Here is a 23743-nt window from a genome sequence, read left to right as displayed (position 1 = left end):
TAATCAGTAAATAACGTATAATGCACCAAAATAGTGCAGGAGCAATATTACATGAAAGCCGAGCATTTACCTGTCCCCGAACATCTCCTCGATTCCTTAATTAACAGCGTATTAGTGCTGGATTACGATTTAGTCATTCATTATGCCAACCATGCCGCCTTACAAATTTTGGCACAAAGCCCCCGTAAGCTCTATGGCACCCCGCTCCCGTTACTATTCAACTATTGTTCATTAAATGATGAACAGATGCTCAATAGCCTCAAAACTGGCCACAGTTTTACCGAAAACGAAGTGACACTAGTGCTTAATAACCACTCTCACATGATGTCTTTAAGTGCTCAGCCTTTATCCGACCAATTTATTCTTGTCGAGCTGTCCCAATTGGATAGCCAGCGACGCCTTAGCCAAGAGTTAGCGCAAAATGCCCAGCAGCTTGCTGCCCGTGAATTGATCCGTGGGCTTGCCCATGAAATCAAAAACCCATTGGGTGGATTACGTGGTGCGGCGCAATTATTGTCTAAGGCGCTGCCCGACCCGCAGCTAAATGAATATACCCAAGTGATTATTGAGCAAGCCGACCGCCTACGTGCCTTAGTCGATAGGCTGCTAGGCCCTCAATATCCGGGACCGAAAACCGAGCAAAGTATCCATCATAGTGTGGAAAATGTGATGCGCTTAGTCGGGTTAGAAAAACCAGACAATATCACGCTGGTTCGCGATTACGACCCAAGCCTTCCCGATTTGGAATACTACCCAGACCAAGTGGAGCAAGTGCTGCTCAATATCACCCGTAACGCCTTGCAAGCGCTTGGCGATACAGGTGGCAGCATCACTTTGCGCACGCGCACCGCATTTCAAGTGATGCTGCAAGGGGAACGCTATAAGCTAGCTGCACGGATTGATATTGAAGATAACGGTCCCGGTATTCCACTCGCTATCCAAGATACGCTGTTTTACCCGATGGTCAGCGGTCGCCCTGATGGCACTGGCTTAGGCTTATCTATCGCGCGCAGTCTAGTGGACCAACATGCGGGGAAAATTGAATTTAACAGTTGGCCGGGTCACACCGAGTTTTCTATTTATCTACCCATCAAAAAATAGGAGATAGCCATGCAGAAGGGAAAAATCTGGGTTGTTGATGATGACAGTTCAATCCGCTGGGTACTGGAGCGAGCGCTCAACAGTGCTGAACTTAATTGCACCTGTTTTGACAGCGCCGATGCAGTGCTTACCGCCCTCAACAATGACGTCCCTGACGTATTGCTCTCCGATATTCGTATGCCGGGCATGGATGGGCTTGCCTTACTCAGCCAGCTAAAACAGTCCCATCCATTACTGCCGATTATCATCATGACCGCGCATTCCGATTTAGATGCTGCCGTTAATGCTTATCAATCTGGCGCTTTTGACTATCTCCCTAAGCCCTTTGATATTGATGAAACCGTCGCCTTGGTGGAACGCGCGTTAAACCATAGTCGAGAACAAAACAGCGCAGTAAGCGACAAACCGCAAGCTCCCGTGATTTCATCTACCATGATCGGCGAAGCCCCTGCCATGCAGGAGGTGTATCGGATCATTGGGCGCCTTTCCCGCTCCTCAATTAGTGTGCTTATCAACGGAGAATCTGGAACGGGTAAAGAGCTCGTTGCCCACGCATTGCATCAACACAGCCCACGAGCGAATGAACCGTTTATCGCCTTAAATATGGCGGCTATTCCAAAAGATTTAATTGAATCTGAGCTATTTGGTCACGAAAAAGGGGCTTTTACAGGCGCATCCCAAGTTCGCCAAGGGCGCTTTGAGCAAGCTAATCGAGGTTCACTATTCCTCGATGAAATCGGTGACATGCCTCTGGATGTGCAAACGCGCTTATTGCGGGTACTGGCTGAAGGGCAATTTTATCGAATTGGTGGCTATACCCCTGTTAAGGTCGACGTGCGAATTATCGCCGCAACGCACCAAAACTTAGAAAAGCGCGTGGAAGAAGGATTATTCCGCGAAGACTTGTTCCATCGACTGAACGTGATCCGCGTACAGCTTCCGCCATTACGGGAACGCGTTGAAGATATTCCTCGTCTTGCCCATTACTTTTTGCAAAATACCGCCAAGGAGTTAGGGGTAGAAAGCAAAGTTCTGCACCCTGACAGCATTAAAATTCTTCAACGCTATTCTTGGTCGGGAAATGTGCGCCAATTGGAGAACGTCTGTCGTTGGTTAACCGTTATGGCAGCTAGCCAAGAGGTGCTTCCGCAAGATTTACCAAGCGATCTATTTAATAAGCAAGAATCCAACAAGTCAGCGAAAGATCCTGCTTCAACCGCCATCCATTCTCAAGATCCTAACATCACATGGTTTGATCTATTAGAAAAATGGACTGATTCCGCACTGAACGCCGGCCAGCAAAATTTATTTAATGACGCCATGCCGTTATTAGAGAAAACCATGCTCAATTGCGCCCTCAAATATACCCACGGACATAAGCAAGAAGCAGCTCGCTTATTAGGCTGGGGTCGAAATACCCTAACGCGAAAATTAAAAGAGCTGGGTATCGAAGATTAATTTCTAGAAAGCTCGCCATCTAGCAGCTATGATTTAATTAAGTTAACACGCGAAAAAACGTGTTAACTTTTCATTGGTTAATATTGATTATCAATAAAATATCATCAAAAAGCCGCACTAATTGAATATCGATGCTCGATAACCATCATCTGTCAATATACCGTCATTGAGGGTTTCCTATGAGCGAAAACCATACAATATCCGAAATTATTGGACATAAAATAACACTAATCCGTGAATATCATCATTTGTCATTAAAAGAACTAGCGGACGAAATTGGTGTTTGCGAATTTCAACAGCTGAAATATGAAAAAGGAAAGGCACGAATTCCCGTCGATAAACTAAAACAATACGCCGATTATTTTGAGATTAGTTTATTAAGCTTTTTTATATTTAGTGAAGCGGAGAAGAAATTTATCGTACATTATCTTAATAAAAAGTAATCACTATAAGATATACGCAAATAGACCAATCTTATTTCATGATTGAAATAGGATGATTTAACTTCATAAAAAATAAATCAATGTATAAATAAGAATATTGTTTTATGTCAAAACCTGCCATCAATATTTTACATTTAAGATAAAATCTCACTCTCCCAACTCATAAAGCGTGTTTTTGTACAATCTCGCACTCTAAAATAAATCCTGACATTTAATTTTTATTTTCAATTCACATTGAAATTGAAATTATTAATATTTCAATTTTCCAAATTAACCTAAATAAAAACCCCACCCGTATAGTGAATTTAAAACAAAAATAAATAACCGTAACTCAAGATGAAATTTAAAATCTAAAAAAACACAAACTTGTTTATTTATAAAAACAAACACAAAATACTTAAGCTTTAATTCACAAGCGAAAAACATTCACGAAATTATATTTATATCGAACTCAGTTCGGAGAGTTAAAATGAAAAAACAGATTATTGCATCGTTAATTGCAACAGGAACTTTATTAATTTCTGCTAATAGCTTTGCCAAAGATGGTGATATTAATTTCACAGGCGAAATTATCGATAACGCATGTCAGTTAGCATCCGGTTCTGATGCGATTCAAGTGAACTTAGGTAAAGTCTCTAAAACATCATTAGCCAGTACTGGTAGTACTGCTGCTGCCACTAAGTTTTCCATTCAATTAGAAAACTGCCCTGCCGCAGTAACCACTGCAACGGTAAAATTTGATGGCGTTTCTTATGAAGGTGATAGCAGCGTTCTGCAGTTAACCAATGCGGGAGCATCTGGAATTGCTAAAGATGTTGGTATTCAGATCCAAGATGCTAAAGGGGTGACTGTTCCTTTATATACAGAATCCAATGAGTACACACTAAAAGAAACAGTTGTAAATAATTTAGATTTTACTGCACGTTATATTGCGATGTCTGATGCTGTCAGTGCTGGTTTAGCAAACTCAACGGCAACATTCACAATTAATTATAACTAATTTCAATTTAAGGTTTATAGGGATATAAGCCTTAGTGATTTATTTTTTGTTTTGTTATAACTCAGTGGTGGCTATATGAAATCAATAATTACTATTTTTATCTTTTTTTTCACATTTATCAGTACAGCCAATGCCGGTGTTATTATTGGTGGTACCCGCGTCATTTATCCTGAAGGAAAGAAAGACGTGAGTATTAGCGTGGAAAACCCAGATAAAATACCTTATTTAATTCAGTCATGGATTGAAAATGCCAATGAAGGTAAGCAAACGGACTTTACTATTACGCCACCACTTTTTCGTTTAAACCAAGAAAAAACTAACGCATTACGGATATTTTTAACTCAAGACACTTTACCTAAAGATAGAGAATCTTTATTCTGGTTAAATGTAAAAACAATTCCTGCAACAGAGAAAAAATCAGAAAACTCACTAAAGATCGCATTCAAAACTCAGATGAAATTAATTTATCGCCCTGATTCATTAACGAATGTCGATTTTAATGAAGAGCAAAAAAAACTTAAGTGGTCGAAAAATAGTAAGGTAATCACTGTGAATAACCCAACACCTTATTACATGAACTTCCAGAGTATTAAATTTAATGGAAAGAGCGCAGAGAACATTTCATATGTCGCTCCGTTTTCAGAAAAAAGCTTCAATATTAACAATCCCGAATTACACGGAACCATTAAATGGGAAGTGATTAATGATTATGGCTCCGCCAATAATCCAGCAGAAATAAAAATATAGCTTTAAGGATAGTCAGGTTTATCTATGAAAATAAATAAAATATGCCTTAGCCTATTTTTATCTCTAGGCTATATTGCGACATCTTCGGCAGAAACGGACACCTATTTTGATCCTGAATTTCTTGAGCTACCGAATAAAGAATCCGTGGACTTAGAACAGTTTGAGCGTAATGAACAATTACCGGGTCAATATTATGTGGATATTTACATTAATAAGAGCTTGATTGGCTCAAAAAGTGTTAGCTTTTCCACCAATAAAAATAATGAACTGGAGCCTTGCTTAACGCTCTCCGACTTGAAAGATGTCGGGGTTAAAGTGGGGGAATATCCTGAGCTGCAAGTCGCGGGTAACCAATGCATTAATTTATCTGCGATTCCTGATGCCAAAAGTGAGTTTGAATTTGGTTCTCAGCGCCTTTATTTAAGCATTCCGCAGATTGCATTGAACATGAACCCGCGCGGCTATGTGGATCTCGCGGAGATCGACAATGGGATCACTGCCCTGTTACTCAATTACAGCTATAACGGCTCGCGCAGTATCGATCGTAAAAATGATAATAACAGCAGCAATTCCAACTATGTGAATCTTCGTCCGGGACTGAATATCGGCCCGTGGCGTCTGCGCAACTACACCACGTGGCAAAGTAGTGATGGGCAACGCAATAAGTGGGACACGGTATATACCTATTTAAGCCGTAATATCAATGCGATAAAAAGTCAGCTGATCCTTGGAGACAGCTCATCACCGTCCGATATTTTCGACAGTGTGCCGTTTCGTGGGGTGCAACTCTCCACTGACGATGATATGAATCCAGAAAGCCTACGTGGGTACGCACCAGTGGTACGCGGTATCGCGCGCAGTAATGCACAGATCACCATTCGTCAAAACGGTTACACCATTTACCAAACCGATGTTGCAGCAGGTCCGTTCGAAATCAACGATCTCTACCCTACAGGGGGGAGTGGTGATTTACACGTCACGATTAAAGAAGCCAACGGTAGTGAACAGTACCAAATTATTCCGTTTGCCTCTTTACCGGTTTTACAACGTGAAGGGTATCTCTCCTATAGCGTGACAGGCGGGCAATACCGCAGTTATGACAGTAGCGTAGATAAAAAAACCTTTGCCCAATTTGCACTGACTTACGGGCTGCCTTGGGGGGTGACTCTGTTTGGCGGTAGCCAAGTCAGTGACAAATATCAGGCTTACTCCATCGGCTCAGGGCAAAACTTAGGGCGATTTGGTGCATTATCTATCGATGTCACCCACGCCAGTTCGACCCTCAGTAATGGTGAAAAAGAGAGCGGACAATCCTACCGTTTTCGCTATAACAAAAACCTGAATGATATTGGCACCAACATCGCTTTAGCGGGCTATCGTTATTCCACTAAAGGGTTTTATAGCTTGTCAGAAGTGTTTGATGGCTATCGAAAAGAAGCATTTACCGCATTGCATGAGCGCCGCCGTAACCGTGGAGAAATTACCCTTAGCCAAAGCTTAGGGGACGGCTGGGGTTCCTTATCTGTCGGCTTTGTGAGCGAGGATTACTGGAATAGTGATCGCAAAACGCAGTCTACAACTATTGGCTATAACAATAGCTGGAACGACATTAGCTATGGGGTGAATTATAGCTATAACAAAAACACCAACCCAAATAACTACGATGGACGCAATAAAGACGATGACCACCAGTTTGCCTTTACGGTCAGTGTGCCATTTAGCCTGTTTGATAGCACTTTCTATTACAACTTTAACGGCACAAACAGCAGTAGCAATGGCTCCTCGGGCAGCATGGGAGTTTCAGCAACGCAACTGGATAATCGCTTGAACTGGAGTGCTCAGCAAAACTTCCCAACCCGCGATTCTGGGGCTTCCGGTAACTTAAATGCCAGCTACCGTGGACAATATGGAGAAGTCACTGGGGGTACGGGTTACAGCACCAATAATTACAACCTGTATTACGGTGCCAGCGGCAGTATGGTCGCCCATTCCGGAGGGGTAGTTCTCGGTCAGCAACTGGGTGAAACTGCGGCATTGGTGGAAATTCCCGATGCGGCTAATGTCCCTATTCTGAACCAAACTGGTATTCAAACTAACGGGCAAGGCTATGCGTTAGTGCCGTATGTCACTGCATATCGCAGCAATGGCATCCAAATTGATACCAGTAAATTGCCAGATGATACCGAAATGGAGTTAACCACCCAGAATGTGGCACCAAGCCGAGGGGCAATTGCCAAAGCCAGCTTTAATGCCAATGTGGGCTATCGCGCCATCATGACCTTACATTTTAAAGATGGCAAACCCGTGCCATTCGGTGCGCAGGCTGTTTTTCCAAGCAATAATCAGCTCAATGCGATGGTCGGAAATGACGGGGAAATTTATCTGTCAGGAATGCCAGAGAGTGGCTCATTTACGATTCAATATAACGATAAGCAACAGTGTCAGGTGAATTATAGCTTGGCGGGATTACCGAATTATATTGGTTTATATAAAACGGAGGCGGTATGCCAATAGCGAGAATATTTACAATGAAGAGATTGATGTACAAACTAGTCATCATCATTACCTTATTTATCTTACCTTACTCTTTAGCAAATGCAGCAGGGTGTGTATTTAATCCTCAATTGGGTAAAACAAGTTATTTACCGGTAGATAATATCATTATACAGTCCGATAAATCGATAGCAGTCAATTCTCTTCTAAAGCGCTACACAATTAATGTTTATCCTGCAAAAACTTATTTATTCACGTCAGGAAGCTGCTCTTATATTAGCGCTAGTCAATATTTAAATGGCTGGTTAGTAGATTCCAGTAAAGTTGCTCGAACAAATATTAATGGAATCGGTATAAGAATCACATCTGGAACTTATTATTCCACTGGTACTAATTATTCTGCAGGAATTCCTTACACATCTGCTACTCAGACTATGCAGGGCTATGCCTATTTCTCTGGAGAAACAAACTGGTTTGTTGATATTATTAAAATAGGGCCTATTAGTAATTCAAATGGGCAAACACTAAAAATGGGAGACCTTGCTGAAAGATATTATTACGACAATACTGCTCAAAAAAAAATAATTCTTGCTAAAATTGCCATTCCGAGTAACTTTCGAATTACGCTTGCTAGCTGCACAATAAATGGAGTAGATACTCATAATATCAACTTAGGTGATTGGGATGATAAAAAATTTAAAAATATTGGTGACACCAGTAATAATGTAGATATTCCCATAGCATTATCTTGTGTTGCTAACACTAATATTAAAGTCAATGTCACATCCGATGCTATCGATAACGCATCAACAGGTAAGTTAAGTTTAACTGGAGCTAATAAAGCTACGGGCATTGCTGTGCAATTATTAAATAATTCCAGCAACCCTATAGCTTTAAATACCCAATGGACACAGCAAGATAATGCACCTGAAGGGGATTATATTTTTGGTTGGAAAGCGCGTTATATTAAAACATCAAATACAGTCACTCCGGGGACAGCTAACGCCAGTGCAACCGTCAATATTCGTTATGAATAAAGGTAATATAATGAAAAAAAGCATTTTACTATTTTTACTTTTAAGCTTGACAGGAGTACCTTTATTATCTTATTCCACAAGCGTAGTTAAACTAAATTTTTCCGGAAATATTAAAGCAGCAACCTGTAATTTATCTGCTGGAAATAATATTGATGTTGACCTTACGAATATAGGTTTAGATTCCTTTATTTCTGCACAAGGCGCCTCACCTTGGAAAACTTTTAATATTGAATTAAGAGATTGCTCCGCATATATCAATAGTGTGAAATTAACCTTCACAGGCACAGGGGATAACGCGGATATCAACAGCCTGTATAAAAATAGCGGCACCGCTACCAATATAGCTATTCAATTACAAAGTGGCGATGGCACAACACCGCTGGGCAATACTAAAGTCTTAACGGTTCCCACCAACGGACAGCCTTTGGTGAGTGTTCCCCTACGTACACGGGCATTCTCTTCACTCGGTAATGGTACCGCGGGCACCTTATCTACCAATATTACTGCCACCATTACCTATCTATAGGAGCGAATAATGAAAATATTTTTCTTTAGTGTATTGGGATTATTTGCATTACCTGCAATGGCAGAAACCGTCAATATTAAGGTACATGGCAATGTGATTGCCATGCCCTGCAAAGTCGAAAATACCAGTTATAACGTGGAGCTCGGTAAGATAAATCGTTGGAATTACCGTAACCCTGCACAAAGCCCATGGGTGGATTTTTCTATTAAATTGGTTGATTGCCCTGTGACAACCAAAAATGCCAAATTCAGTATTAACGGAACACCCGATACCATCGACAATAACTATTTTGTGAATACAGGCAGTTCCACAGGCAGCTTGCTGCATCTCGCGCAAGCAAATAATAAAACGACCATTAAAAATGGCAGTATGGTAGATGTGGCTATCAATAGCGCCACTAAAAGTGCCGAAATTCCACTATCGGCAAGAATGGTTAGCCTTCAACCTATGTTTACATCAGGAAATTTTAAAAGCCATTTAGAGTTTTCCGTTATATATCCTTAATAAAGGAATATGATATTCATATGATTATCCGTTAAAGATAATCTTAATATAATGCTCTTATTATGAAAAACATTATAAATAGGATGAAAATAGCATTCTCTAATTGAAATTTTAATTATTAACCTCCATATAAAATGGATAACTTTAATTGATGTGATTTAAGTCAAGATATCAAGTTAAATACCTGATAAACATATCTTTGAGGTAATAATATTCATTTGCCATCTGTTAGTTTATTTAACATATCGCAAATAATAAAAAGAGGTGAATTAATGGAAAATAGCTATCCAGTCTCCGCTGTTATTGGATATAAAATACGAAAGTTACGTAAAGAAAAAGGGTTATCCCTACTCACTGTAGCTCAATCGATTGGAATTAGTGAACAGCAACAGCTTCGTTATGAACGTGGGAATAATCGAATATCGATTGATCGGCTCAAACAATATGCTATTTATTTCAATACGAGTATTAATGACTTCTTTTTATTTAATGAAAGTGAAAGGGAAAAAATAAAGCAGAGTCTTAAAAGATCTCCAAATATATAGTATTTTTACTTAATCAATATTGGTCATTATAATGAAAAAGAACACCTCCAAAATTGTTGGAGCTCGCATTCGTTCATTCAGAAAAGAGCGAAATATGAGCATTCAACAGTTAAGCAAATTACTGGGCATTAGCCAACAACACCATTCCCGCCATGAACTGGGCGATATGCGTATTCACGTTGATACCTTATATTCAATTGCTGAAATTTTAGACATCGATATTATAGAATTAATCTGTGACGGCACTGAACAAGAAGATGGCTTTAATTATGTCTGTAAGGCTGATCGCAGTCGTCGCTATCAGGCTGAATCTTTGATTTCACCAGAACAAGATTTTTCACTGTTTAAATAATACTCAAGCCGCCTACCGGTATCTTTTTTATCATTGATACTGGCAGGTATCCTTTTAAAGTTTCTCTCTGACCAACATTAGCAAAAATAACCCCCATTAATGACAGACTAAAATTTATAATCATTTACGCTATTTCGGTATAGATACTCATCCTAAGACTAATTTCGATATTCTTATTGAGAATGTTAAGTTTTATTTTTCATTTTTAGATAATACATATTTGTCACTAATAATAAAACCGTATTCTCCCCTCAAATTTTACGTTTAAATAATCTCCATATGCGAGATAGTTTATAGTTTAAAATCATCAAATAAGTATTTTTAGTTTTATGTTGTTATTTTAATTTGGTTTAAATAAATAAAATTTAATAAAAACACCTTATTTAAATAATTATACCAAACGCTAGCGCATAGTGTGTTTATATAATAATTAATAATAACAATTTAAAAATATTGTTATTAAAATCCAAAATACCCCCATCTTGTTTATTTATAAAAATAGCCACAAAATACTCGTGCTTTGAGTAGATAAGCAAATTTATATATTCCCCCCAATTAAATTGAATATCGAATTAAGTTTCGGAGAGTAAAAAATGAAAAAACACATCATTGCATCTTTAATTGCAACGAGCACCTTATTAATTTCTGCCAATGGCTTTGCCAAAGATGGTGATATTAATTTCACGGGTGAAATTACGGATAACGCATGCCAACTTGCAGCGGGCTCAGATGCTATCCAAGTAAATTTAGGGAAAGTTTCTAGAACGGCATTGCCAAGCACAGGTAGCACGGCCGCTGCCACTAAATTTACTATCCAATTGGAAAACTGCCCTGCGGCAGTGACCACCGCAACAGTAAAATTTGATGGTGTTTCCTATGAAGGCAACAACAGCGTACTTCAATTAACTAATCCAAATACCTCTGGTGTTGCAACCGGTGTTGGTATCCAAATTCAAGACGTTAAAGGCTTAACTGTCCCACTGTATACCGCTTCTAGCCCATACACATTACAAGAAACCGTTGTGAACAACTTAGATTTTACAGCGCGTTATATTGCGATGTCTGACACAGTGACCGTCGGTTTAGCAAATTCAACAGCAACCTTCACAATTAACTATAACTAATGATTAATTAAGGTTTATACGGACATAAACCTTAATTATTTCTACCCAGTGGTGGCAATATGAAAACAATTATCTCTGTCTGTATCATGTTATTTGCGCTCAGTCAGTCGGCCTATGCCGGTGTGATTATTGGGGGAACCCGCGTAATTTATCCAGAAGGGAATAAGGATGTCAGTATTAGCGTCGAAAATCCGGATAAAGTGCCCTATTTAATTCAATCATGGATTGAAAATGCCAATGAAGGCAAGCAAACGGACTTTACCATTACGCCACCACTTTTTCGTTTAAACCAAGAAAAAACCAACACATTACGTATTTTCTTAACCCAAAATACACTACCCAATGATAGAGAATCGTTATTCTGGCTAAATATTAAAACTATTCCAGCCACTGAAAAGAAAACAGAAAACTCATTAAAAATCGCGTTTAAAACTCAGATGAAATTAATTTATCGCCCGAGTGCCATTAGTAAAGTCGATTTTGTGGAAGAGCAGAAGAAATTAACCTGGTTAAAAGACGGTCAATCGATCACCGTCAAAAACCCAACCCCCTATTATATGAATTTCCAAAGTATCAGTTTTAATGGAAAAAAAGTGAATGATGTCTCTTACGTGGCACCATTTTCCAGTAAGTCTTTCTCACTAATTAGCCCTGAACTGCACGGCACCATTAAATGGGAAGTGATCAACGATTATGGCTCAGCCAATAATCCGGCGGAAATAAAAATATAGCCTTAATGGCAATTAGGTTTATCTATGAAAATAAATAAAATATGCCTTAGCCTATTTATCGCCTTAGGCTATATTGCGACGTCCTCAGCAGAGCCAGACACCTATTTTGATCCTGAATTTCTTGAGCTACCAAATAAAGAATCGGTGGACTTAGGGCAATTCGAACGTAATGAACAATTACCAGGTCAATATTATGTGGATATCTATATTAATAAGAGCCTGATAGGTTCAAAGAGTGTCAGTTTTTCCAATAATGCCAAGAAAGAGCTGGAGCCATGCCTGACGCTCAACGATTTAAAAGATGTGGGCGTGAAAGTTGCAGATTATCCTAATCTACAAACCGCAGGGAATTCGTGCGTGAATCTATCCGCGATCCCTGATGCCAAAAGTGAGTTTGAATTTGGCTCTCAACGCCTCTATTTAAGTATTCCGCAGATTGCGTTGAATATGAACCCGCGCGGCTATGTGGATCTGGCGGCGATTGATGATGGGATCAACGCCCTGTTACTCAATTACAGTTATAACGGCTCACGCAATACCGATCGCAAAAACGATAAAAACAGCAGCAATTCCAACTATGTGAACTTGCGTCCAGGGCTCAATATCGGCCCTTGGCGCCTGCGTAACTACACCACATGGCAAAGTAGTGACGGGCAGCGCAATAAATGGGACACGGTATATACCTATTTAAGCCGGAATATCAATGCGATAAAAAGCCAGCTGATTCTCGGGGATAGCACATCACCATCGGATATTTTTGACAGCGTGCCGTTTCGTGGGGCGCAGTTGGCGACCGATGATGATATGAACCCAGAGAGCTTACGTGGGTATGCACCCGTGGTACGCGGTATTGCGCGCAGTAATGCGCAGATCACCATTCGCCAAAACGGTTACACCATTTACCAAACCGATGTGGCAGCAGGTCCGTTTGAAATTAACGACCTCTACCCCACTGGCGGTAGCGGAGATCTGCACGTCACCATCAAAGAGGCCAATGGTAGCGAGCAATATCAAATTATCCCGTATGCCTCTTTGCCAGTTTTACAACGTGAAGGCTATGTTTCCTATAGCGTGACGGGTGGGCAATATCGCAGCTATGACAGCAGCGTAGATAAAAAACCGTTCGCCCAGTTCACATTGATCTACGGCTTACCGTGGGGGCTCACCGCCTTTGGGGGTAGCCAACTGAGTGATAAATACCAAGCCTATTCTGTGGGTGCGGGGCAAAACTTAGGGCGCTTTGGGGCATTATCTGTGGATGTCACCCACGCCAACTCCACTTTAAATAATGGCACCACGGAAAGCGGGCAATCTTACCGTTTTCGCTATAACAAAAACCTGAATGATATTGGTACCAACATTGCCCTCGCAGGGTATCGCTACTCTACGCAAGGCTTCTACAGTTTGGCGGAAGTGTTTGATGGCTATCGTAAAAGTGGATTTAGCTCACTGTATGAACGCCGCCGTAACCGCGGGGAAATCACCCTTAGCCAAAGCTTAGGGGGTAACTGGGGTTCACTGTCTGTCGGTTTTGTTAGCGAAGATTACTGGAACAGTGATCGTAAAACCCAATCCACTACTATTGGCTATAACAATAGCTGGAATAATATCAGTTACGGATTGAATTACAGCTATAACAAAAATACTAACCCGAACATGAATAGTGGTGGACGCACGAAAGATGATGATCACCAATTTGCTTTTACAGTGAGCGTGCCGTTTAGCGTGTTTGAAGACACCTTCTATTACAACTTTAACAGTACCAGTAGCAGCGCCAATGGCTCGTCAGGGAGCATGGGGATTTCAGCAACCCAGCTGAACAATCGCTTAAATTGGAGTGCTCAGCAAAACTTCCCAACCCGTGATTCAGGGGCTTCCGGTAACTTAAATGCCAGCTACCGCGGGCAGTATGGGGAAATCACTGGGGGGACGGGATACAGCACCAACAATTACAACCTGTATTACGGTGCCAGCGGCAGTGTGGTCGCTCATTCCGGAGGGGTAGTTCTCGGTCAGCAACTGGGTGAAACGGCAGCGTTGGTGGAAATTCCCGATGCACCTAATGTCCCGATTCTGAACCAAACCGGTATTCAAACTAACGGGCAAGGCTATGCCTTAGTGCCGTATGTCACCGCGTATCGCAGTAATGGGATTCAAATTGATACCAGCAAATTACCAAGTGATACCGAAATGGAGTTAACCACCCAAAACGTGGAGCCAAGCCGTGGAGCCATTGCTAAAGCCAGCTTTAATGCCAATGTGGGCTATCGCGCCATCATGATTTTGAATTTTAAAGATGGTAAACCAGTGCCATTCGGGGCGCAGGCGATTTTCCCAGATAATAATCAACTCAATGCGATGGTAGGTAATGACGGGGAAATTTATTTGTCGGGAATGCCAGAAAGCGGTTCATTTACCATTCAATATAACGATAAACAGCAGTGCCAAGTTTCTTATAACTTAGCAGGGTTACCGAATTATATTGGCTTATATAAAACCACTGCGGTTTGCCAATAAGGGGGAAGCAAGATGAGACAATTGATCATTAAATCCGTATTCACAATGGGATGTTTATATTCCGGGTATGTGAGTGCGGCTTGTATTCAAAACCCAAGCTTTAATAATATTCAAGTGAATGTTCCATCAAGAACCCTCAACATACAATATGATGATACAACCATAAAAGATCTGGTCACATTAACAGTACCATTTGGCTCCCAGAACCTAACCACATATTCTGGTGGAAATGGAGTATGTGGAGCTGCATCACTATATGGTAACTACATTAATGGTTGGACACCTAACTCCGCTAAAGTAGCTAATACTAATGTTTCAGGCATTGGTGTATTAGTAAGGAGTTCAGGGTTAGGTGATTTTAATATGTTTTATGGGACTGTACAAAATGGAGGTATGGGCTGGCAAATATTCAATCCTAGTTGGACAATCATCATCAAGAAAACTGGATTAGTTAATACTAATGGTTCATTAAAATCAGGAGCTATTGCTCGTTTATATCAAGGAAACCCTTCACCACATAACACAACATGGATTTTATCAACATTTAATATGCCAGCTAATGCAATAAAAATTAATGTTCTTAGCTGTTCATTAAAAAATAATAAAAATACTTACGATATTAATATGGGCGACTGGTATGACACTCAATTTAAAAATATTAATGATACGCAAGGTACAGTTGCTATTCCAATTGCATTAAGTTGTCTCTCTGGTACCAATATTAAAGTCACGGTAACGTCAGATACAATTGATAATGCTGCAAATGGTCGGCTAGGTTTAACCGGTGCAGATAAAGCGTCAGGTATTGCAGTGCAATTATTAAATAATGCCGGAACGCCTATTGTATTAAATCAAAAATTGACTCAACAAGATAACGTTGCCCAAGGCGATTATATCTTCGGCTGGAAAGCCCGTTATATTAAAACGGCCGCCACAATTACACCAGGTACGGCAAATGCTAATGCCACTGTCAATATTCGCTATGAATAGAGGTTTAAAATGAAAAAATTACTGCTCACCCTACTATTCTTAAATATTTCGATAACGGCTGATGCGGCGGATACTGTCTATTTGAAATTTACCGGAAATATAAAAGCTGCAACGTGCAATTTATCTACCGGTAATAATGTGGATGTGGATCTGACCACCATTCCTTTAGATACTTTTTATAGTGGAACGAAAGCCTCAGATTGGAAACCTTTTACTATTGAATTAAAAGATTGCTCCTCATTTATTAATAGCGTGAAATTAACGTTCACAGGAACCGCAGATAGTGCCGATATCGCCAGCCTGTATAAAAATAGCGGCACCGCTACCAATATTGCCATTCAACTACAAAGTGGCGATGGGGCTACACCGCTAGGCAATACCAAGATATTAACGGTTCCCACCAACGGGCAGCCTTTGGTCAGTATTCCCCTACGCACACGGGCATTTTCCTCACTCGGCAATGGTACCGCAGGCAGTTTATCCGCCAATATTACCGCCACTATTACCTATTTATAAGAGGCTGATCATGAAAAGAATATTATTCAGTTTACTTGGATTGTGCGCCCTGCCGGTGATGGCAGAAAACGTCAATATCTATGTGCATGGTAATGTCGTGGTTATGCCCTGCAAAGTTGAAAATACCAGTTATAACGTGGAATTAGGTAAGATAAACCGTTGGAATTATCGCAACCCTGCACAAAGCCCGTGGGTGGATTTTTCTATCAAATTAATCGATTGCCCTATTTCAACAAAAAGTGCCAAATTCAGTGTCAATGGCACAGCTGATGCCACCGATAATAACTATTTTGTGAATACAGGTAGCTCTACAAACAGCTTGCTGCATCTGGCACAAAAAAGTAATAAAGCCACCATTAAAAATGGTAGTACAGTAGATATGGCTATCAATAGCACCACCAAAAGTGCCGAAATTCCGCTATCCGCAAGAATGATTAGCCTTCAACCCATGTTTACCCCTGGGGATTTTAAAAGCCATTTAGAGTTTTCGCTGACATATCAGTAAAACATAATCTTAAAAACGTACTGTAATAGCTTAATAATATTTAACAGCACTCTTGTGATAAATCTTTAATAAGGTATACAAAATGAAAAATCGTATTTATCGCACCATATTAGTTATTGGGACTTTATTTTTATATTCCCATTACTCTTTGGCTGAATGTGCTCAAAATCCGCAAAATAACTTAAGAAGTACAGCTTCAGGAAAAACAATTACTGTGCAGTACGATAATATCTCAGCAATCGGAACCGTTCTTGATACACAATATGTGCAAGCATTTTCGAGTAATTATAATTTTGCAGATGTTGCAACTGGTAAAATTGCATGCGGTGGATATCAAGATCTTTATTATGTTAATGGATGGGCAGCTAACGCCAGTAAAATAGCAGCAACCGGTATCGCTGGTATAGGTATTAGAATCAATTACAATACTTTTGGTTCAGGTAGCTATATTCCTATAACATCAGCAAATGCAGGAAGTGGCTCTAGTTGGACTATGCCACCCTCTGGTTGGAATATTCAAATTGTAAAAACAGGTACTATTACATCCTCAGGAACATTAAGAAGTGGAGAAATCGCCTATATAACCCAAGGTAATTCGACAACAGGAACCCGATTTATAGGAAATAGATTAAGTCTTCCAACAAACTATCGAATCAACGTCGTTAGTTGTTCACTAAAAAACAGTAAAAATACCTATGATATTAATTTAGGTGACTGGTATGACACCCAATTTAAAAATATTGGTGATTTCCAAGGAACGGTTAATATTCCGATAACATTAAGTTGCCAAACAGGTACCAATATAAAATACACAGTAACTTCAGATACTGTTGATAATGCAGCAAATGGGCGGCTTGGGTTAAGTGGAGCAAATAAAGCCACAGGCATTGCTGTGCAATTACTGAATAACGCTGGGACCCCAATTCAGTTAAATACTAAATTAGTACAACAAAATTCCGTTCCTGCAAATGACTATATTTTTGGTTGGAAAGCACGCTATATCAAAACCGCAGCAATAGTAACACCAGGAACCGCAAATGCTAATGCAACTGTTAATATTCGCTATGAGTAGGTAAGAAATAGATTATCTATTTTCGTTAATTAGAAATTTTATTGAATAATAATCGAATTAGATGATTAAAGAGGAGTTGATGATGCCTGAATATTACCCTGTTTCCCGAATTATTGGCAATAAAATAACCTATTATCGAAAAATGAATGGCTTATCTCTTTACGATATTGCCAAAATGATTAATGTTAGCGAACAGCAACAATCTCGCTATGAACGAGGTATTAATCGTATTAATTTGGATAGACTTAGTCAGTATGCGGAAATATTCAATATTGATTTATTAGATTTTTTTAACCTGAGTGAACATGAAACTAAAAATATAAAAATACATTTTAATAGATAATCTAATATCGATAATTATCAAATAAAAGACAACAAGAGAAATTTTCATTTATTGACCTAGATCTATAGTTTAACCTGAGAATTAATGCTAGGTTAATAATCATATTGAGCTTATTAAGCTTAATAAATCATCTAATTAAGATTGATTTATTTCTATGTATTCACTTATTCACAGAGAGGCTCAATATGTCTAAAGATTATCTCATATCTAAAATGGTCGGTAGTAAAATTATTTATTATCGCAAAATGAATGGAATCACATTACGGGAGCTTGCGGATACCATTGGTGTTAGCGAGCAGCAACAGTCACGTTATGAAAGAGGAGTTAATAGAATTAATTTAGATAGATTATGGCAATATGCGGATTATTTTGAAATTGGTATAAAAGACCTTTTAGATATCAATGAAAAATAAGTATTTAGATATATTCTATTTATATAAAAATCTAATTAACTCTCATAATAAATATACCTAGGAGTTAACGATATGGAGAAAATCGTATCAAAATCTGTCGGTCTAAAAATAAGAGCGCTAAGAGATAGCCATGGAATCAGTGGAAAACAACTGAGCGAACAAATGGGGATCAGTCAGCAACATTTATCTCGCTACGAAAATGGCGATGTGAATATTCATGTGGACACGCTCTATCATTTCTCTCTTATTTTCTCGGTCGACCCTGCCTATTTCTTTGCGGAGTTTAATGAAATAACTGGCAGCCGCGAGGAGCAAGACCATAAAAAAAGTTACTACGCTGCCGAGTCGGTCGTTTTCTGAATGAACGTTTCTGAATTCATACCCGCCACACCCTAGCTAATTTCACGGTCGGTGCTTTACAATTTAAGCACCGATTTATCACCCTATACATGATCCTTCTTTTTGGATTCTTCAAGTAACCATTGCTGGAAAATCGTCATAGCTGGTGTCATCGGTTTGGATTTTAATCGACTCAGCCAGTAACCCCCGAGAGTCACGGAAATATCAAATGGCTGAACCAAATTCCCTGCACTTAGCTCCCGCTCAAACATACAGCTTGGTGCGATGGCAACACCGTCCATCAGTAAAGCCGATTCCACCATTAAACGGGAAGAATCAAAAACAGGTCCTTTCACACGCCACGGTTCCACATTCGCCGCTAAAAACCATTTTTCCCATTCATCTTTACGATAAGATCGCATCAACGGAAAATTTTGTAAATCAATGGGATGCTTAAGTTTATGAGCGACCTTTTCGGCACAAAGCACCGTATGCGGCGCAGAAAACAGCGGCGTATTTTCCACTAATGGCCAAAGCCCTTCCCCAAAACGAATCGCAAAATCAGCCCCTTCTCCAGCTAAATTCACCACGTTATTGTGGGTCATAATGCGCAAATCAATATAAGGGTAAAGATCAGAAAAATGCGATAAACGCGGTAATAACCAGCCCGCCGCAAAGGTGCCTACCACAGAGACATTCAGGACTTCATGATAATGACCATCTTCGAATTGCTGTAATAATGATTCGATTTGGTCGAAAGATCGGCTAACGACAGGCAATAATGCCAGCCCCTCATCGGTCAGCGCCAGCCCTCTTGGCAAGCGAATAAATAGCTCCAAGCCTAACTGTTCTTCCAGCGCACGAACTTGCTGACTTACCGCTGCCTGAGTGACATTTAACTCCATACCTGCTCGAGTAAAGCTGAGGTGACGCGCGGATGCCTCAAAGGCTCTGAGTGCATTAAGGGGTAAACGGTAACGAGCATTTTCAGCCATAAGATTTTCTTTTGCCTCATCGAATTTTATATCGTTTTAACTAATGCCAAAAAAGCCGCATACTCCGACACCAGAATCACTCTTCCTTTGGTATGTGACCGCCTCTTGTTTGTCACTCATCATAACTAAAACTTTTATTTAAATGGATATCTGTATGAAAAATCTTTTTCGTCGCGGACGGCTGCTTGTCGCCCTAAGTTTGGCATTTACCTCACTATCTAGCGTGGCATTAACGCAATCCGATGTGGACAGCATTATTAAACCGTTGATGAAACAGCAGCAAATTCCAGGGATGTCCGTTGCGATTTCCGTGGATGGTGAGCATTTTATCTATCACTATGGCGTGCAGTCTAAACAGACTCAGGTGCCTGTGAGCAACAATACGCTGTACGAAATCGGTTCATTATCAAAGACCTTTACCGCCACGCTTGCCGCCTATGCTCAAGGACAAGGTAAGTTAGATTTTGCGCAAACTGTCAGCCATTATTTACCCGAATTAAAAAATAGCGCATTTGATAAAGTGACTGTGATGAACCTAGCTACTCACACTTCTGGCTTATCGCTATTTGTACCGGACGCAGTGACTAACCGTGCGGAGCTAATCCATTATTATCAGCAATGGTCCCCTGTAAAACCTATTGGTGAATACCGTTCATACTCCAATCTTGGTGTGGGTTTATTAGGCATGGTGACTGCTAAGCAACTTAATCAGTCATTCCCTGATGCAATGGAAAAGATGATGTTACCGGCTTTGGGCATGAAGCATACTTATTTACAGGTACCGCAAAATCAGCAAAAAAATTATGCTCAAGGGTATAACAAGCAGCATCAGCCGGTGCGTGTGACGCCGCAAATTTTAGATAATGAGGCGTATGGTTTGAAGTCTAATGCGAAGGATTTGATCCATTTTTTAGATATTAATATGCAAGTGGCCGACGTGGCAAAACCGTGGCAAGAGGCAGTGGAAGATACGCACGCTGGCGTGTATATGACGGATTCTTTTGTGCAAGATTTGATGTGGGAAAGTTACCCGTGGCCGGTTTCACTCGCCCAGTTACAACAAGGTAACCGTGATGATATGGCACTGAAACCGCAAAAAGTGGACGCCATTCAGCCACCGATGCCACCAGAATCTCGCTCACTGTATAACAAAACTGGCTCTACCGGCGGATTCGCCACCTACGCGGTATTTATTCCTGAGGAAAAAATCGCCGTGGTGCTGCTTTCCAACCAATGGTACCCAATTCCTGAGCGCATCAACACCGCTTACCAGCTGATCGAAAAAGTGAAACACTAACCCTGTGAAATATGCAGAGTATGGAATCTGGAATCTGGAATCTGGAATCTGGAATCTGGAATGTTTTAAATAACTATCTAATAAACATCCAATGTTCTAAATAGTTCGCGCTAGAGCAAGGCGGCAAAATTCGGATATCTCGGGGAGCATACAAAAGTATGTGACCCGAGTAGCCGAATAAAGCCAACGCAGCTATTGTGCGAAATATGACGAACATTTAGATGACGCGAGAAAATTGGTGTAATCTCATTTGACTTCGTAAGTAAACATCAAAACACATACACACATTACGAATCAGCAAACGCCCGCGTGGCGTGACTTTAATCGCCGTTTCACTGACTTCCACCAGCCCATCTTCTGCCATTGGTTTGAGCAGTTCTAGGTCTTCTTTAAAATAGGTTTTGAAGTCAATTGGGTAGAGCGCTTCTATTTGCGCAAAACTCAGTTGGAAATTGCAAATCAATGTTTTGATCACGTCACGGCGCAGGCAGTCGTCGTCAGTTAGCACTAATCCACGCCATAGGGCATGCCCCTTTTCTTCCACTTGCGCGTAGTAAGTTTTTAAATCTTTCTGATTTTGGGCGTAGTTATCGCCGAGCATGCTGATCGCTGATACTCCTAATCCTAATAAATCACAATCTCCTTGGGTGGTATACCCTTGGAAATTACGATGTAAAATTCCTTCTCGCTGTGCGACCGCCAGTTCATCTTCTGGGCGCGCAAAGTGATCCATCCCGATAAATTGATAACCGTCGGATGTCAGCGTTGCGATAGTATCTTGCAGAATATCCAGTTTTTGCTCCGCCGTTGGCAGGTCTTCATCTTTAATTTTACGCTGCGCTGCAAATAAATTCGGCAAATGTGCATAGTTGAAAACGCTTAAACGATCGGGAGCGAGCTCCGCCACTTTTTTCAATGTAAATGCGAAGCTTTCTGGGGTTTGTTTTGGTAAACCATAAATTAGGTCGATACTGGTTGAAGTGAAGCCAGTCTCTTTGGCACGTTTAATCAGCGCAAAAATAAACTCTTCATCTTGCTCGCGGTTAACCAGAACTTGCACTTCTTTATTAAAATCTTGAACACCCATGCTTAGGCGGTTAAAGCCTTCACTGCGCAGATGGTCAATCATGTCGAGTTCGATTTCGCGGGGATCCACTTCGATGGACATCTCGGCATCAGGCGCAAAATGAAAATGTTTTTTCAGCAAGCCAACTAAATGGCTCACTTGCACCTTGTCTAAATACGTTGGTGTACCGCCGCCCCAGTGCATTTGAGTCACTGTACGATTTTTAAGTAACGCGGCACGCTGGATAATTTCTTTTTCAATGACTTGTAAATACTCATCCGCTTTATGTTTTTGGCGAGTAACTAGCTTATTACAGCCGCAGAAATAGCACAGTTTGTGGCAAAACGGGATATGCACATACAGAGACAAAGGGCGATCAGGATAACGCTGGGTTGCCTCAACAAAAGCCTGTTCGTTGTAGTCTTGATTGAACTCTAAGGCTGTTGGATAAGAGGTATAACGCGGGCCTGAATAATTATATTTCTGGATGAGAGAGAGATCCCAAACGATATTTTGCTCTGACATTGATATTCCTTAATTGACCACAAGCTCGAAAGCATCACTGTTAATTATATCTCTTTAGATTATTTTTTAGCTATTTATGTAAAGAGTCTATACCGCAAAGATTATAGCGATGTTAGGAAAAACAGATTTGATGCAACATCAAAGAAAAGGAAGATAGGCGAGAAATTAAGCAGAATTCCTCCCGTTTACCACGGGAGGAACGAATAGAGAGGAAATTATTTACTTTTTAAGATGCGCATAATGTCATCAAATTTCTCTTCTTCCTCTTCATCACCGTCTTCGTCCGCATATTCGATACCGAGGATATTCATCAGTTCATCGATGCGATCTAAGCAGGTATCAACATATTGCTGCTCTTGCGCAGTGATGGTTTCGCCATCTTCCAGACGTGCCAGAATCTCATCTAAGCGATCGTTGCTTTCCAGCATTTCCAGTTCTTTTTCTGGCGTCAGTTTTTCTTTAACAACTGGCTTCTCTTTCACGACAGGACGCGCAACTGGCTGGTTACTTTCAACCACCAGTGGAATTGGTTTTTTACTGCCAATACGTGGGTCAGCCTGAACATTTTGCCCATTTTTTTGACCATTCGAAGCACCGTCTTGGTTACGGCTACCAGACTTATGCCCGCGATGTTTTTTCTCGCGTTTACGCTCACGACCTTCTGCGTTGAGCTCTTCTTTCGTCTTACGGTATTTTTTCTTCAGTTTTGCGGTCGGTTTTTTCGGTGAATTCATGGTTTGCTACCTTGATAAAATCAGTTTCTGCGGCGGAATCTAGCAGGATCCCTTAAGCAGCGAAAGCACTACTTTGCAATTTAGGTGAATTTTATCTCACTTTGCATTCGCAACAGTACTTTAATGATTATACCTTAAATAATTTGAGTTGCATGCAAGCAACAAAAAGGGAGAGCCTAACTAGCTGTACGCCAGAAAATAGAAAGATATCCTGAGCAATATTCTAAATAATTCAAGTTGCCTAAGCATTCCAATGCTCTCAATAGCTGTATCGCCAGAGGGCAAAAAATAGAGAGTCACCTTGAGCAATGCTCTAAATAGTTTGTGCTGTAGCAAGGCGGCAAGAGTTGCTAATCCCTAGGAGCATACA

At 40.4% G+C, this 23743-nt stretch carries 25 protein-coding genes; 22 read left to right on the top strand and 3 right to left on the bottom strand.

The features are described 5' to 3' along the window. The first annotated feature begins 51 nt into the window (after positions 1-51). The 21 genes from glnL to HFU86_RS01845 all read left to right on the top strand — a co-directional run bounded on the left by glnL (position 52) and on the right by HFU86_RS01845 (position 18777). Positions 52-1101 (top strand): nitrogen regulation protein NR(II), encoded by a 1050-nt coding sequence (gene glnL, locus HFU86_RS01945; protein ID WP_132496911.1) that lies wholly within the window; start codon positions 52-54, stop codon positions 1099-1101. A 9-nt stretch (positions 1102-1110) separates the two neighbouring features. Further along, positions 1111-2559 (top strand): nitrogen regulation protein NR(I), encoded by a 1449-nt coding sequence (gene glnG / locus HFU86_RS01940; protein ID WP_132496910.1) that lies wholly within the window; start codon positions 1111-1113, stop codon positions 2557-2559. A gap of 179 nt (positions 2560-2738) precedes the next feature. Continuing rightward, positions 2739-3002, top strand: coding sequence for a helix-turn-helix domain-containing protein (locus tag HFU86_RS01935; RefSeq protein WP_154609485.1), 264 nt, complete (start codon positions 2739-2741; stop codon positions 3000-3002). 469 nt (positions 3003-3471) lie between these two features. After that, the gene (locus tag HFU86_RS01930; protein WP_036948536.1) at positions 3472-4002 is read left to right on the top strand and encodes a fimbrial protein; all 531 of its coding nucleotides are present in this window, start codon (positions 3472-3474) and stop codon (positions 4000-4002) included. Positions 4003-4077: 75 nt separating this feature from the next. Then, complete coding sequence (locus HFU86_RS01925; protein WP_187128622.1) at positions 4078-4749, top strand: fimbrial biogenesis chaperone; 672 nt, start codon at positions 4078-4080, stop codon at positions 4747-4749. A gap of 24 nt (positions 4750-4773) precedes the next feature. Beyond that, a complete protein-coding gene (locus HFU86_RS01920; RefSeq protein WP_187128621.1) occupies positions 4774-7263 on the top strand; it encodes a fimbria/pilus outer membrane usher protein in 2490 nt (829 codons plus the stop codon). A 26-nt stretch (positions 7264-7289) separates the two neighbouring features. Beyond that, positions 7290-8279: a fimbrial protein gene (locus tag HFU86_RS19730; protein ID WP_255425923.1), complete on the top strand. Its 990-nt coding sequence runs from the start codon at positions 7290-7292 to the stop codon at positions 8277-8279. Positions 8280-8289: 10 nt separating this feature from the next. Beyond that, positions 8290-8805 carry a fimbrial protein gene (locus HFU86_RS01910; RefSeq protein ID WP_187128620.1) on the top strand — a complete coding sequence of 172 codons (516 nt, stop codon included), beginning with the start codon at positions 8290-8292 and terminating at the stop codon, positions 8803-8805. A gap of 9 nt (positions 8806-8814) precedes the next feature. Continuing rightward, positions 8815-9309 (top strand): fimbrial protein, encoded by a 495-nt coding sequence (locus HFU86_RS01905; RefSeq protein WP_187128619.1) that lies wholly within the window; start codon positions 8815-8817, stop codon positions 9307-9309. A 272-nt stretch (positions 9310-9581) separates the two neighbouring features. Then, positions 9582-9854 (top strand): helix-turn-helix domain-containing protein, encoded by a 273-nt coding sequence (locus HFU86_RS01900; protein WP_036948525.1) that lies wholly within the window; start codon positions 9582-9584, stop codon positions 9852-9854. A gap of 94 nt (positions 9855-9948) precedes the next feature. Beyond that, positions 9949-10206 (top strand): helix-turn-helix domain-containing protein, encoded by a 258-nt coding sequence (locus tag HFU86_RS01895; protein ID WP_243699015.1) that lies wholly within the window; start codon positions 9949-9951, stop codon positions 10204-10206. Between the two features lie 593 nt (positions 10207-10799). Beyond that, complete coding sequence (locus HFU86_RS01890) at positions 10800-11330, top strand: fimbrial protein (RefSeq protein ID WP_132496903.1); 531 nt, start codon at positions 10800-10802, stop codon at positions 11328-11330. A gap of 59 nt (positions 11331-11389) precedes the next feature. Next, positions 11390-12061, top strand: coding sequence for a fimbrial biogenesis chaperone (locus HFU86_RS01885; protein ID WP_187128618.1), 672 nt, complete (start codon positions 11390-11392; stop codon positions 12059-12061). Between the two features lie 24 nt (positions 12062-12085). Further along, the gene (locus tag HFU86_RS01880; RefSeq protein WP_187128617.1) at positions 12086-14578 is read left to right on the top strand and encodes a fimbria/pilus outer membrane usher protein; all 2493 of its coding nucleotides are present in this window, start codon (positions 12086-12088) and stop codon (positions 14576-14578) included. 12 nt (positions 14579-14590) lie between these two features. Continuing rightward, positions 14591-15568 carry a fimbrial protein gene (locus HFU86_RS01875; RefSeq protein ID WP_187128616.1) on the top strand — a complete coding sequence of 326 codons (978 nt, stop codon included), beginning with the start codon at positions 14591-14593 and terminating at the stop codon, positions 15566-15568. Between the two features lie 9 nt (positions 15569-15577). Further along, complete coding sequence (locus tag HFU86_RS01870) at positions 15578-16084, top strand: fimbrial protein (protein ID WP_132496899.1); 507 nt, start codon at positions 15578-15580, stop codon at positions 16082-16084. A 10-nt stretch (positions 16085-16094) separates the two neighbouring features. Further along, positions 16095-16589: a fimbrial protein gene (locus HFU86_RS01865; RefSeq protein WP_187128615.1), complete on the top strand. Its 495-nt coding sequence runs from the start codon at positions 16095-16097 to the stop codon at positions 16587-16589. 82 nt (positions 16590-16671) lie between these two features. After that, positions 16672-17661, top strand: coding sequence for a fimbrial protein (locus tag HFU86_RS01860; protein ID WP_132496897.1), 990 nt, complete (start codon positions 16672-16674; stop codon positions 17659-17661). A gap of 82 nt (positions 17662-17743) precedes the next feature. Continuing rightward, entirely contained in the window at positions 17744-18004 is a 261-nt protein-coding gene (locus HFU86_RS01855) for a helix-turn-helix domain-containing protein (RefSeq protein WP_132496964.1), read from the top strand. A 185-nt stretch (positions 18005-18189) separates the two neighbouring features. Then, a complete protein-coding gene (locus tag HFU86_RS01850; protein WP_036948503.1) occupies positions 18190-18417 on the top strand; it encodes a helix-turn-helix domain-containing protein in 228 nt (75 codons plus the stop codon). Positions 18418-18489: 72 nt separating this feature from the next. Beyond that, positions 18490-18777, top strand: coding sequence for a helix-turn-helix domain-containing protein (locus HFU86_RS01845; RefSeq protein WP_132496895.1), 288 nt, complete (start codon positions 18490-18492; stop codon positions 18775-18777). Between the two features lie 83 nt (positions 18778-18860). Here the strand turns inward: HFU86_RS01845 and HFU86_RS01840 are convergent, their stop codons facing one another. Further along, positions 18861-19751, bottom strand: coding sequence for a LysR family transcriptional regulator (locus HFU86_RS01840; RefSeq protein ID WP_187128614.1), 891 nt, complete (start codon positions 19749-19751; stop codon positions 18861-18863). 154 nt (positions 19752-19905) lie between these two features. On the opposite strand from HFU86_RS01840, the gene ampC reads away from it, so the two are divergent. Next, a complete protein-coding gene (gene ampC / locus HFU86_RS01835) occupies positions 19906-21048 on the top strand; it encodes a class C beta-lactamase (RefSeq protein WP_132496893.1) in 1143 nt (380 codons plus the stop codon). 217 nt (positions 21049-21265) lie between these two features. On the opposite strand, the gene hemN is transcribed toward ampC, so the two are convergent. Both hemN and yihI read right to left on the bottom strand, forming a co-directional pair. Further along, positions 21266-22639, bottom strand: coding sequence for an oxygen-independent coproporphyrinogen III oxidase (gene hemN, locus HFU86_RS01830; RefSeq protein WP_187128613.1), 1374 nt, complete (start codon positions 22637-22639; stop codon positions 21266-21268). 215 nt (positions 22640-22854) lie between these two features. After that, a complete protein-coding gene (gene yihI / locus HFU86_RS01825; protein WP_132496891.1) occupies positions 22855-23373 on the bottom strand; it encodes a Der GTPase-activating protein YihI in 519 nt (172 codons plus the stop codon). Between the last annotated feature and the right edge of the window lie 370 nt (positions 23374-23743).

The sequence above is a fragment of the Providencia sp. JUb39 genome, from assembly GCF_012272845.1.
Lineage (GTDB): Bacteria > Pseudomonadota > Gammaproteobacteria > Enterobacterales > Enterobacteriaceae > Providencia > Providencia lanzhouensis.
Note: the sequence above shows the minus strand (reverse complement) of the source record. Positions and strands in the feature narration are given on the sequence as shown.